8 protein-coding genes are annotated in these 13,303 nt (G+C 51.7%); 7 read left to right on the top strand and 1 reads right to left on the bottom strand.

The genetic code is table 11. The annotated features are described in order from the left end of the window. Positions 1-19: 19 nt before the first annotated feature. On the bottom strand, positions 20-949 hold the full coding sequence (locus tag A31E_RS07050; RefSeq protein ID WP_001517170.1) for a tRNA modification radical SAM protein MnmL/YtqA: 930 nt from the start codon (positions 947-949) through the stop codon (positions 20-22). Between the two features lie 676 nt (positions 950-1,625). Here A31E_RS07050 and gltB point away from each other — a divergent pair. From gltB to A31E_RS07015, 7 genes are all read left to right on the top strand, one after another. After that, positions 1,626-6,086 (top strand): glutamate synthase large subunit, encoded by a 4,461-nt coding sequence (gene gltB / locus A31E_RS07045; RefSeq protein WP_032240767.1) that lies wholly within the window; start codon positions 1,626-1,628, stop codon positions 6,084-6,086. A 12-nt stretch (positions 6,087-6,098) separates the two neighbouring features. Then, on the top strand, positions 6,099-7,517 hold the full coding sequence (gene gltD, locus A31E_RS07040) for a glutamate synthase subunit GltD (RefSeq protein WP_000081688.1): 1,419 nt from the start codon (positions 6,099-6,101) through the stop codon (positions 7,515-7,517). Positions 7,518-8,228: 711 nt separating this feature from the next. Further along, complete coding sequence (locus tag A31E_RS07035) at positions 8,229-8,792, top strand: fimbrial protein (RefSeq protein WP_016249251.1); 564 nt, start codon at positions 8,229-8,231, stop codon at positions 8,790-8,792. A gap of 101 nt (positions 8,793-8,893) precedes the next feature. Next, positions 8,894-11,521, top strand: coding sequence for an outer membrane usher protein (locus A31E_RS07030; protein WP_016249252.1), 2,628 nt, complete (start codon positions 8,894-8,896; stop codon positions 11,519-11,521). Between the two features lie 49 nt (positions 11,522-11,570). Continuing rightward, entirely contained in the window at positions 11,571-12,314 is a 744-nt protein-coding gene (locus tag A31E_RS07025; RefSeq protein WP_032240769.1) for a fimbria/pilus periplasmic chaperone, read from the top strand. A gap of 12 nt (positions 12,315-12,326) precedes the next feature. After that, positions 12,327-12,833, top strand: coding sequence for a fimbrial protein (locus tag A31E_RS07020; protein ID WP_016249254.1), 507 nt, complete (start codon positions 12,327-12,329; stop codon positions 12,831-12,833). Beyond that, positions 12,830-13,303, top strand: a complete 474-nt coding sequence (locus tag A31E_RS07015) for a fimbrial protein (protein ID WP_016249255.1) — start codon at positions 12,830-12,832, stop codon at positions 13,301-13,303. Before A31E_RS07020 ends, A31E_RS07015 begins: the two co-directional genes overlap by 4 nt.

The following is a 13,303-nucleotide window of genomic DNA, read 5'->3' on the forward strand; positions in this document are numbered from 1 at the left end:
GCGGAATTCCCCAGATTAACTACGAGGAAGGTGGCATCCACGGGCGTCCCAACGCCGATCCCTGCACGCCGTGTTCAGTAAGATAGCGATCCAGCTCGACCATTCCCGTCCAGCGATTTTCACACCACAGTGGGGCAAGTAGCGTCGGGCGACGGGCGCTGGCGGAAATACGATGATAGATAACTTCCGGTGGTGTATGGCGGATCATTTCTCCCGCTGTCAGCGTGTAATCGTCCAGTTCAATACCGTTCAAACGCCCCGCTTCCCATGCTTTCGCCATAATGCTGCCTTTCACGATATGCAGCGGATGCAGTTTTATGCCGTCAACACCGGTTTCCACCACCTGCTCCAGCGTTTGCAGACATTCAGTGCGTCCTTCACCCGGCAGGCCGACAATTAAGTGCGAGCACACTTTCAGCCCGCGTTCACGTGCCCGTTGCGTCGTGCGTTGATAACAGGCGAAATCATGGCCACGGTTAATACGGTGTAGCGTTTTGTCATGAGCGGTTTGCAGTCCCAGTTCCAGCCACACTTCATAACCCTGATCTTTATATTCGCAAAGCAGATCCAGCACAGCATCCGGTACGCAGTCCGGGCGGGTGCCAACACACAAACCGACAATATTGGCCTGACTCACCGCCTGCTGATACATAGAGCGCAGTACCTGAACTTCCGCAAAGGTACTGGTATAAGCCTGAAAGTAAGCCAGATAGCGTTTCGCGCGATTAACTAAATTTGCCTGATGCGCCAGTTGTTCGGCAATAGAACGATGTTGCTGTTCTTCGTCGGCAAACGAGGCAACATTACAGAATGTGCAGCCACCGCGTCCGATGGTGCCATCACGATTCGGGCAGCTAAAACCACCGTGCAGCGTCAGTTTATGCACCTTTTGCCCGTAACGACGGGTAAGATCTCCACCAAACATATTGACTAATTTCTGTAACTGCATAATCTGATAGACCGCGCCTTGAAAAGAGGCCAAAGCCTGCCATTTTTAGCTCAATTCCGCGATGACCTGGATCAATCGCCCTGGCCTGCCTTTACCAACTGCATATTCAATCACAATTACTGAAATTTAATGCAATATCGTATTAATTACTTTTCCTTATCTTGCGTCGGATTTTTTTATCCGCTAATGGATTTTAAACAAAAACAGTAGTATGAAACGCCTTTATCTCTCAATGCAGTATAAAATGCTGGTTTAAGCGTCAGTTCAAGGCAGGATAAGGGTTAACACGCCTCTATAGTAGTCAGGAACTCAACGTTTCCCTTTTTCACCCCACTTTAATTCAAAATAAGATATTTCATTTAATTTCAATAAATTAATGAATATTTTTGCGCTAAAGCACATTTCTATACCAATAAGCTTGCCATTTGACCTGTGTCGCCTTTACCGATAAGTTGGAAATCCGCTGGAAGCTTTCTGGATGAGCAGCCTGCTCATCATATTTATGCAGTAATTGAGATCCCCTCTTCACCGTATTAACCGATGCGAAAAGGACAAAAAAAGGGGGCGAATGCGAGGTAAGCGTATGAAACGCAAACCCCGTCGCCACGCTCTTTCTGTGCCCGTGCGTTACGGTTCGGAAGTGGGGTTCCCGCAGAGCCTGGGGGAGGTTCACGATATGTTGTACGATAAATCCCTTGAGAGGGACAACTGTGGTTTCGGCCTGATCGCCCACATAGAAGGCGAACCTAGCCACAAGGTAGTGCGTACGGCAATACACGCACTGGCCCGCATGCAGCACCGTGGCGCGATTCTCGCTGATGGTAAAACCGGCGACGGTTGCGGCTTGCTGTTACAAAAACCGGATCGCTTTTTTCGCATCGTTGCGCAAGAACGCGGCTGGCGTTTAGCGAAAAACTACGCCGTCGGGATGATCTTTCTGAATAAAGATCCCGAACTCGCCGCTGCCGCACGCCGCATCATTGAAGAAGAGCTGCAACGCGAAACATTGTCGATTGTGGGCTGGCGTGATGTCCCCACCAACGAAGGCGTACTGGGTGAAATTGCCCTCTCCTCTCTGCCACGCATTGAGCAAATTTTCGTTAACGCTCCGGCTGGCTGGCGTCCGCGCGATATGGAACGCCGTCTGTTTATCGCCCGTCGCCGCATTGAGAAACGTCTCGAATCCGATAAAGACTTCTACATCTGTAGCCTGTCGAATCTGGTCAACATCTATAAAGGTCTGTGTATGCCGGCGGATTTGCCGCGCTTTTACCTGGATCTTGCGGATCTGCGTCTGGAATCAGCTATCTGCCTGTTCCATCAACGCTTCTCCACCAACACCGTGCCGCGCTGGCCACTGGCGCAGCCATTCCGTTACCTCGCACATAACGGTGAAATCAACACCATCACCGGTAACCGTCAGTGGGCACGTGCCCGTACTTATAAATTCCAGACGCCGCTAATCCCCGATTTACACGACGCAGCACCGTTTGTGAACGAAACCGGCTCCGACTCCAGCTCGATGGATAACATGCTGGAACTGCTGCTGGCGGGCGGGATGGATATCATCCGCGCCATGCGCCTGTTAGTGCCACCTGCCTGGCAGAACAACCCGGATATGGACCCGGAACTGCGCGCGTTCTTCGACTTTAACTCCATGCATATGGAGCCGTGGGATGGTCCGGCGGGCATCGTGATGTCCGACGGTCGTTTCGCCGCCTGTAACCTCGACCGTAACGGTCTGCGTCCGGCACGCTACGTCATCACCAAAGATAAGTTGATCACCTGCGCCTCTGAAGTCGGCATCTGGGATTATCAGCCTGATGAAGTGGTGGAAAAAGGCCGCGTCGGGCCAGGTGAGCTGATGGTGATCGACACTCGCAGTGGGCGTATTCTGCACTCGGCGGAAACCGATGATGACCTGAAAAGCCGCCATCCGTACAAAGAGTGGATGGCGAAAAACGTCCGCCGTCTGGTGCCGTTTGAAGACTTGCCTGATGAAGAAGTGGGGAGTCGCGAACTGGACGACGACACGCTTGCCAGCTACCAGAAACAGTTTAACTACAGCGCGGAAGAGTTGGATTCCGTGATCCGCGTACTGGGCGAAAACGGCCAGGAAGCCGTCGGTTCGATGGGCGACGACACCCCATTCGCCGTGCTCTCCAGCCAGCCGCGTATTATTTACGACTACTTCCGTCAGCAATTTGCCCAGGTGACTAACCCGCCAATCGACCCCCTACGTGAAGCGCATGTCATGTCGCTCGCCACCAGCATCGGTCGTGAAATGAACGTCTTCTGCGAAGCAGAAGGCCAGGCGCACCGCTTAAGCTTTAAATCGCCAATTCTGCTCTACTCCGATTTCAAACAGCTCACGACCATGAAAGAGGAGCACTATCGCGCAGATACGCTGGATATCACCTTTGACGTTAGCAAAACCACGCTTGAAGCGACGGTTAAAGAGCTGTGCGATAAAGCCGAAAAAATGGTACGTAGCGGCACCGTGCTACTGGTACTTTCAGACCGAAATATCGGTAAAGATCGCCTGCCGGTTCCGGCTCCGATGGCGGTTGGCGCGATCCAGACCCGTCTGGTCGATCAAAGCCTGCGTTGCGATGCCAACATCATCGTCGAAACCGCCAGCGCCCGCGATCCGCACCACTTCGCTGTGCTGCTGGGCTTCGGTGCAACCGCCATTTATCCGTACCTTGCCTATGAAACGCTGGGACGCTTAATCGACACCCATGCGATTGCCAAAGACTATCGTACCGTGATGCTGAACTACCGTAACGGCATCAACAAAGGCTTGTACAAAATCATGTCCAAAATGGGCATCTCCACCATCGCCTCTTACCGCTGCTCGAAACTGTTCGAAGCAGTCGGTCTGCACGATGACGTGATGAGCCTGTGCTTCCAGGGCGCAGTCAGCCGCATTGGCGGCGCGAGCTTTGAAGATTTCCAGCAGGATCTGCTGAATCTTTCAAAACGTGCCTGGCTGGCGCGTAAACCCATCAGCCAGGGCGGCTTGTTAAAATACGTGCATGGCGGCGAATACCACGCCTACAACCCGGACGTCGTGCGCACACTGCAACAGGCAGTTCAGAGTGGCGAGTACAGCGACTATCAGGAATACGCGAAGCTGGTTAACGAGCGTCCGGCAACGACACTGCGCGATCTGCTGGCGATTACTCCGGGTGAAAACGCGGTCAACATTGCTGATGTTGAACCAGCCAGTGAACTGTTTAAACGCTTCGATACCGCAGCGATGTCTATCGGCGCATTAAGCCCGGAAGCCCACGAAGCGCTGGCGGAAGCGATGAACAGCATCGGCGGTAACTCTAACTCCGGGGAAGGCGGTGAAGATCCGGCGCGTTACGGCACCAATAAAGTCTCACGTATCAAACAAGTCGCTTCTGGCCGCTTCGGCGTAACCCCGGCGTATCTGGTTAACGCCGACGTGATTCAGATTAAAGTCGCTCAGGGCGCGAAACCGGGCGAAGGTGGTCAGTTACCTGGCGATAAAGTCACGCCGTATATCGCCAAACTGCGCTACTCCGTGCCGGGCGTAACGCTGATCTCCCCGCCGCCGCACCACGATATCTACTCTATCGAGGATTTAGCACAGCTTATTTTCGACCTGAAACAGGTTAACCCGAAAGCGATGATCTCCGTCAAACTGGTTTCTGAACCAGGCGTCGGGACTATCGCAACTGGCGTTGCGAAAGCGTATGCCGATTTAATCACCATCGCGGGCTATGACGGCGGCACCGGCGCAAGCCCGCTCTCCTCGGTGAAATACGCAGGCTGCCCGTGGGAACTGGGCCTGGTGGAAACTCAGCAGGCACTGGTGGCTAACGGCCTGCGCCATAAAATTCGTTTGCAGGTTGATGGCGGCCTGAAAACAGGCGTTGATATCATCAAAGCGGCAATTCTCGGCGCGGAAAGCTTTGGCTTTGGCACCGGTCCGATGGTGGCGCTGGGTTGTAAATACCTGCGTATTTGCCACCTGAACAACTGCGCCACCGGCGTAGCAACTCAGGACGAAAAACTGCGTAAGAATCACTATCACGGCTTACCGTTCAAAGTGACTAACTACTTTGAGTTTATCGCCCGTGAAACCCGCGAGCTGATGGCGCAACTGGGTGTAACACGTCTGGTCGATCTGATTGGTCGTACCGACCTGCTCAAAGAGCTGGATGGTTTCACAGCAAAACAACAGAAACTGGAGCTGTCTCGCCTGCTGGAGACCGCCGAGCCACATCCGGGTAAAGCGCTCTATTGCACTGAGAAAAACCCACCGTTTGATAACGGCATACTCAACGCGCAGTTGCTGCAACAGGCGAAACCGTTTGTCGATGAGCGCCAGAGCAAAACCTTCTGGTTCGATATTCGCAACACCGACCGTTCCGTGGGCGCATCACTCTCTGGCTACATCGCGCAAACACACGGCGATCAGGGGCTGGCAGCCGATCCTATCAAAGCGTACTTCAACGGCACCGCGGGTCAGAGCTTCGGCGTGTGGAACGCAGGCGGCGTGGAGCTGTATCTGACTGGCGATGCTAACGACTATGTTGGTAAAGGCATGGCAGGCGGCTTAATCGCCATTCGTCCACCCGTGGGTTCGGCCTTCCGCAGCCATGAGGCGAGCATTATCGGCAACACCTGCCTGTATGGCGCGACCGGTGGTCGTCTGTATGCCGCAGGCCGTGCAGGAGAACGTTTCGGTGTGCGTAACTCTGGTGCTATCACTGTGGTAGAAGGCATTGGCGACAACGGTTGTGAATATATGACCGGCGGTATCGTCTGTATTCTGGGTAAAACCGGCGTTAACTTTGGCGCAGGCATGACCGGGGGCTTCGCTTACGTTCTCGACGAAAGTGGTGATTTCCGCAAACGCGTTAACCCGGAACTGGTGGAAGTGTTAAGCGTTGACTCCCTGGCGATCCATGAAGAGCATCTGCGTGGTCTTATCACCGAGCATGTGCAACACACCGGTTCCCAGCGTGGTGAAGAGATCCTGGCTAACTGGTCAACCTTCGCCAGCAAATTCGCGCTGGTTAAACCGAAGTCCAGTGATGTAAAAGCACTGCTGGGTCACCGTAGTCGTAGTGCAGCAGAGTTGCGCGTGCAGGCGCAGTAAGGGGCAGCAACAATGAGTCAGAATGTTTATCAATTTATCGACCTGCAGCGCGTTGATCCGCCAAAGAAACCGCTGAAGATCCGCAAAATTGAGTTCGTCGAAATTTACGAGCCGTTTTCCGAAGGCCAGGCCAAAGCGCAGGCTGACCGCTGCCTGTCGTGTGGCAACCCATACTGCGAATGGAAATGCCCGGTACACAACTACATCCCGAACTGGCTGAAGCTCGCCAACGAGGGGCGGATTTTTGAAGCGGCAGAACTGTCGCATCAAACTAATACCCTGCCGGAAGTGTGTGGACGCGTCTGCCCACAGGATCGCCTGTGCGAAGGCTCCTGCACCCTGAATGATGAATTTGGCGCGGTGACCATCGGTAACATTGAACGCTATATCAATGATAAAGCGTTCGAAATGGGCTGGCGTCCGGATATGTCTGGCGTAAAACAGACCGGTAAAAAAGTGGCGATTATCGGCGCAGGTCCGGCGGGGCTGGCGTGTGCGGATGTGTTAACGCGCAACGGTGTGAAAGCTGTCGTCTTCGACCGTCATCCGGAAATCGGCGGTCTGCTGACCTTTGGCATTCCGGCCTTCAAGCTGGAAAAAGAGGTGATGACGCGCCGCCGTGAAATCTTCACCGGCATGGGCATTGAGTTCCAACTCAATACCGAAGTGGGTCGTGACGTACAACTGGACGATCTACTGAACGATTACGATGCAGTGTTCCTCGGTGTCGGGACCTATCAGTCAATGCGCGGTGGACTGGAAAACGAAGACGCCGACGGCGTGTACGCGGCGCTACCGTTCCTCATCGCCAACACCAAACAGTTAATGGGTTTTGGCGAAACCAACGAAGAACCGTTCGTCAGCATGGAAGGCAAACGCGTAGTGGTACTTGGCGGCGGCGACACCGCGATGGACTGCGTGCGCACTTCCGTGCGCCAGGGAGCGAAGCACGTCACCTGTGCCTATCGTCGTGATGAAGAGAACATGCCGGGTTCCCGTCGCGAAGTGAAAAACGCGCGGGAAGAAGGTGTGGAGTTCAAATTCAACGTCCAGCCGCTGGGTATTGAAGTGAATGGCAACGGCAAAGTCAGCGGCGTGAAAATGGTGCGTACCGAAATGGGCGAACCCGATGCTAAAGGCCGTCGCCGCGCGGAGATTGTCGCAGGCTCTGAACATATCATTCCGGCAGATGCGGTGATCATGGCGTTTGGTTTCCGTCCACACAGCATGGAATGGCTGGCACAACACAGCGTCGAACTGGATCCCCAGGGCCGCATTATCGCTCCAGAGCGAAGCGACAACGCCTTCCAGACCAGCAACCCGAAAATCTTCGCCGGTGGTGACATTGTGCGAGGTTCAGACCTGGTGGTAACGGCAATTGCCGAAGGCCGCAAAGCTGCTGACGGGATCATGAACTGGCTGGAAGTATAACAAAAACCTCTCACGGCTCTATCATCATCCGTTTTATCTGGCCGGTGATAGGGCTGAAGCCCTCCCCCGAAACATCTCTCTCCTGAAAATTACACTCTGTGTCTGAAAGTATTTCCCCCCCTGACAATAAATTTGAATATCTCACTTAATAAATGAAGTCGTAATAAATACAGTGGTAAAAAATCATTAATCAAACCTAATTAAAAAACATTATTATTGATAAAACAATTCACAGCGTGAATGTTATTCTCATTAATTTTTAATAAAATATTAATGCCAACATATTCAAAGTAGAAATAAATAGTATAGATTACATTAAAATGTAAAATAGCCGTTCGGTTTTTAAGCGAAAAAAGCATCTATCTCCCAACAATTAAGAATACCCTTACGACAAATTAAATTCACAACATGAATAACACATATTAAATCATTAATCAGGTACTAATCTGATAATCAACCACAAAAAAAGATTTACCATAATATTAAATAACGCCGTAGACTTTCCGCATTAATATTTACCTCGGGTAAATTATTTATGCGTGGGTTATTCAACAAAAAAGTCAGCAAACAATATTTTATTTAGACCCAAATACAAGAATAAATAATATATTTATTAATAGCCCCTATAAAAATTTAAAGCGCAAGCACGGCTCTCACGTTAACTGTTAACGGAAAACAGTGCTTATTCACATTTAAATTTAAGGACAAATAATGAAAAAGTTAGTAAAAGCTGCACTGGCAACGGCGATGGTTATGGGATTTTCATCTTATGCAAATGCGGTGGGCAGCAATACCGGCACAGTCAATTTTATCGGTACGATTGAAGACTCTCCGTGCTCCATTGTGGTGGGTGACGAACATCAGACCGTTAACCTCGGCCATATCGGTACAGGTTCTCTGACTGGTGGCAAATCCTCCACGGCTGTGCCGTTTAAAATCCGTATGGAACACTGCGTATTCACCACTGAAACCAAAATGTCCACGGTGTTCAGCGCAGCAGGTAACGAATCAACTGCCAACCCGGGCAACCTGGCACTGATGGGGGCCAGCGGTGAAATGAATGGGGCCAGTATTGTTATCGGAACCAGCAAAGGTGCAGCACTCAAACTGGGTACTGCGTCAGAAACCAAACTGCAGATGGATGGAAACACTCCGGCCAAAGGCCTGCCTAACCAGGAAGTCGATTTCAGCGCATGGGTGAAAGGCGACGCAACTGGCACAATTGATATTGGTGAATTCAATAGCCAGGTTAATTTCCAGATCAGCTATCTGTAATTTACCCGCTGTAATAAGTGCAATGCCCTGAACAAGGAATGTCAGGGCATTAATAAAAATTAAAAACACTCATTATTGTTATTATCAGGACGGTTTATCTGATGCAACACCATGCCCCTTTCCGCTTACGAATATTAAGTCTGGCAATCATGATGACGCTGACCGGTCTCTCCGGGAAAAGCAATGCAGAAGAGGCTGTTGAATTTAATACCCAATTTCTTGACGTAAAAGGTGGGACAAAAATTGATTTAGGGAAATTTTCCCATAAAGGTTATGTCCTTCCGGGAAATTACAACTTGCAGGTTGTCGTAAATAAATATCCTCTGGCAGAGGAGAATGACATTCATTGGTATCCTAAAGAGGATGACCCGAGTAACAGCTTCCCTTGTCTTTCTCCCGATGTCATATCAAAGCTGGGACTAAAACCAGAATTAGTCGAAACATTACAATGGATTAAAGACGGCCAATGCCTGCAACCGGGCCAGATTGAAGGCATGGTAATACAGGCAAATTTAAGTCAGTCCCAGCTTGAGGTGACGATCCCCCAGGCCTGGCTGGAATATACCGACGCAGAATGGGATCCGCCCTCGCGCTGGGATGAAGGTATTCCCGGGTTGATATTCGATTACAACATGAATGCTCAGGTTCGCCATCAGCAGAATGATGGCGTCGATGAACATGACATCACGGCGAATGGTACTGTTGGCGGTAACCTGGGCGCATGGCGCTTACGTGCTGACTGGCAGGCCAGTTATCTGAATACCAGCGACAGTGAAGGGCAAGATCTGCGTGACTGGGAATGGAGCCGCTATTACGCATGGCGTGCATTACCCGGCCTTGGGGCAAAACTGACGCTCGGTGAAGACGCTCTTGCCTCGAATATCTTCGACACCTTTAACTACCTCGGTGCCAGCGTACAAACCGATGATCAAATGCTTCCGCCAAACCTGCGTGGCTATGCACCGGACATCTCTGGCGTCGCGCGTACTAATGCGAAAGTCACCGTAACGCAGCAAGGTCGCGTTATTTATGAGTCACAGGTTCCTGCTGGCCCGTTCCATATTCAGGATATCAACGAAGCCGTATCCGGCGATTTACATGTCCGCATTGAAGAGCAAAGCGGCCAGGTGCAGGAATATGACGTCAGTACCGCCTCCATTCCCTTTTTAACCCGCCAGGGCATGGTGCGTTACAAAGGCACGGTGGGGCGTCCACAGGACTGGAACCATCACGCTGAAGGTAACGCGTTTGCCGCTGGTGAAGCATCATGGGGCTTTGCCAATAGCTGGTCGCTGTACGGCGGTGCTGTGGGTGAAGAACATTATCAGGCCGTCGCCATTGGTATCGGCCGCGATATGGCGGTACTGGGAGCGCTCGCCCTTGACGTCACCCATTCACGAACTCAACTCCCGGAAGCGGGCGAATATGGACACGGTACTCTCCAGGGGAACTCCTATCGCATCAGCTACGCCAAAGATTTTGATCAGTTAAACAGCCGCTTTACCTTTGCCGGTTATCGGTTTTCCGAAGAAAACTACATGACGATGAGCGAATATCTCGATGCGCTGCATGATGACAACGTCCGTGCAGGCCACGATAAAGAGATGTACACCGTCAGCTATAGCCAGAATTTTAGCGACCCCGCGCTCAACGTTTACCTGACCTGGAACCGCCGGACATATTGGGACAGAGGAGACCAGAACAACTACAACCTCATGGTCTCTCACTATTTTGATATCGGTTCAATGAAGAATATGAGCCTCTCTCTGACCGCTTATCGCAGTGAATATGACAATGAATCCGACGATGGTGTCTATGTTTCACTGATGATCCCCTGGGGCAACGATAAGTCCATCAGCTATAACGGTATGTTTAGCGACGACGACAATTCCAGCCAGGTCAGTTATTACCAGCGCCTGAACGATCGCAGCAACTATCAATTAAGTCTGGGCCAGTCCGGCAATAACACCCGGGCTGAAGGGTTCTACAGCCATGAAGGGAGTTATGCGGACGTGGACGTCAGCGCAAACTATCAGGAAGGCGATTACACCTCTGCGGGTCTGACGATGCGTGGCGGCGCAACGTTAACCGCAAAAGGTGGGGCGTTACACCGCACGAATCTCTCTGGCGGCAGCCGTATTCTGGTCGATACCGGCGGCGTCGCTGATGTCCCCATCGGCGGCTACAACTCTCCGGTCTATTCCAATAGGTTCGGCAAGGCCGTTCTGACGGACGTCAATGACTATTACCGCAACCAAATTCGCATTGATATCAATCAATTGCCTGAAAATGCCGAGGCAACGCAGTCCACTGTGCAGGCCACACTTACCGAAGGTGCGATTGGCTATCGCGAATTTGGCGTCATCAGCGGTGAAAAAGCGATGGCCGTTCTGCGCATGGAAAATGGCGACTCTCCCCCCTTTGGCGCGGAAGTTAAAAACAGCCACCAGCAGCAAATCGGGTTGGTTGATGACGACGGGCATGTCTATCTCGCTGGCGTAAAAGCGGGTGAAAACTTACAGGTTTACTGGTCAGGCGAAAAACAGTGTGACGTCTCATTGCCCGACCCGTTACCGAAAAACCTATTTAGTGGTTTGTTATTGCCGTGTCAGTTAGCCAACCCGGATAAACCGCGCCCTGCCATGGAGATAAAACCGATTATCCAGGATCAGACACAGCGCATTACCCCGTCGGCTAAACCAGAAGCATTGTCAGACAACACCTATTAATTATTCAGGAACAGGGAACATGGTAAATAACAACATTTACGCACCAGGGATGTGGAAGACGAATATTTCTTGTCTGAGCGCAATTCTCTTTTTTACCTCCTGCGCGCAGGCCGCCATTGCCCCAGACCGCACGCGTCTGGTCTATAAAGGCGGCGATAAATCGATCAGCGTGACGCTCAAAAATGACAGCCAAACCCTGCCCTATTTAGCGCAGACGTGGGTTGAAAACGAAAAAGGCGAGAAAATCACCTCGCCACTGGCTGTTCTGCCGCCCGTGCAGCGCATAGAGGCGAAAACGGAAGGTCAGGTCAAAGTGCAGGGGATGCCTGACATTAGCACCTTAGCGCAGGATAAAGAGACGCTGTTTTACTTTAATGTGCGAGAAATTCCGCCGAAAAGCGATAAACCCAATTCGCTGCAAATTGCGCTGCAAACGCGGATCAAACTGTTCTATCGCCCCGCCGCGCTGGCCAAAAAGGTCGATCCTGAGCATCCCTGGCAACATCAGGTCACTCTGAGTCGCCAGGGAGATCATTACCTGGTCAAAAACCCAACCAGTTATTACGTCATTATCAGCTCCGCCAGCACACAGAAAGGCGGTCAGCCCATCACAGGCTTTGAACCGCTGGTGATGCCTTCTGCAACCACCCAGGAGATGAAAGGCCGTGCGTCCGATCTGGGAAGCGCGCCGGTACTGACGTATGTCAACGACTACGGTGGACGACTGCCTCTCTATTTCCAGTGCAGCGGCGCAGAGTGCCATGTCGATGACGCCAGAAGCAGTAAAGGATAATTCGGAGGCTTAATGAGAAGGCGAAGCAGTGCCCCACTTTCACTGTCATTGAGCGCTCTGATGTTACTGAGTGCATCGGTATATGCAGGGAATAAAAGCGTAAAAATGACGTTACGTATCGCCGTCGACGCGCCGCCACCTTGCACCGTCACCGGCGGAACGGTGAACTTTAACGATGTGCTCACGACCAAAATCGACGGCACAAACTATACCCAAACGGTGGGTTACAGCCTGAATTGCGATAAGCGAATTGTGGATGCACTGAAAATGCAGTTGCTGGGTACGGTTGTCACCATCAACGGCGAGTCGGTACTGAAAACGAATGTGGATGGGCTGGGAATACGGGTCCGTACGGTGAATGAACATACCCTCCTCGAGCCAGGGAGCACATCCTGGTTCCATTTTAATTTTTCAGGCAGCGGCCCGGCGCTGGAAGCAACGCCAGTAAAAAATTCAGCGACAACGCTCAGTTCAGGCGACTTTACCGCAGGGGCGACACTGGTGGTGGATTATCAATGAAAACAATCGGATGCGCGATACTTTTAGCCGCATGCAGCCTGTGTCATGCCGATAATCTGACCTTTATTGGCCACCTGGTGACGCCGCCTGTTTGCACCATCAGCAACAACGCCAGAATAGACGTCAATTTCCGTGATGTGATCATCACGCGAATCGATGGCAACAATTACAGGCAGCCGCTGGAGTACAAAATTACCTGCGACTCAAGCGTCCGCGATAATTCGATGGCAATGACCCTGACGCTAACAGGAGATGTCGTGGACTTTGACGACGCCGCCATCAAAACCAATGCCGACGGATTAGGGATCAAAATCTGGGAAAACAATCAGCCCTTTAAGCCAGGCAGCACCATTACTGTCGATGAGGCAAATTTGCCCGTTCTGGAAGCCGTACCCGTAAAAAGCGTCAGCGCGAACCTCAGCGAACAGAATTTCGAGGCCTGGGCGACGCTACGCGTGGATTACCAATAA

Origin of the sequence: Escherichia sp. KTE159 (assembly GCF_000408805.1) — a bacterium.
GTDB classification, from domain to species: domain Bacteria; phylum Pseudomonadota; class Gammaproteobacteria; order Enterobacterales; family Enterobacteriaceae; genus Escherichia; species Escherichia marmotae.

Bases quoted from the DNA above. Each gene is read 5' to 3' on its own strand.
- A31E_RS07020 (WP_016249254.1), top strand. From the start codon at position 12,327: ATGAGAAGGCGAAGCAGTGCCCCACTTTCACTGTCATTGAGCGCTCTG.
- A31E_RS07050 (WP_001517170.1), bottom strand. From the start codon at position 949: ATGCAGTTACAGAAATTAGTCAATATGTTTGGTGGAGATCTTACCCGT.
- A31E_RS07025 (WP_032240769.1), top strand. From the start codon at position 11,571: ATGTGGAAGACGAATATTTCTTGTCTGAGCGCAATTCTCTTTTTTACC.
- A31E_RS07030 (WP_016249252.1), top strand. From the start codon at position 8,894: ATGCAACACCATGCCCCTTTCCGCTTACGAATATTAAGTCTGGCAATC.
- gltD (WP_000081688.1), top strand. From the start codon at position 6,099: ATGAGTCAGAATGTTTATCAATTTATCGACCTGCAGCGCGTTGATCCG.
- A31E_RS07015 (WP_016249255.1), top strand. From the start codon at position 12,830: ATGAAAACAATCGGATGCGCGATACTTTTAGCCGCATGCAGCCTGTGT.
- gltB (WP_032240767.1), top strand. From the start codon at position 1,626: ATGTTGTACGATAAATCCCTTGAGAGGGACAACTGTGGTTTCGGCCTG.
- A31E_RS07035 (WP_016249251.1), top strand. From the start codon at position 8,229: ATGAAAAAGTTAGTAAAAGCTGCACTGGCAACGGCGATGGTTATGGGA.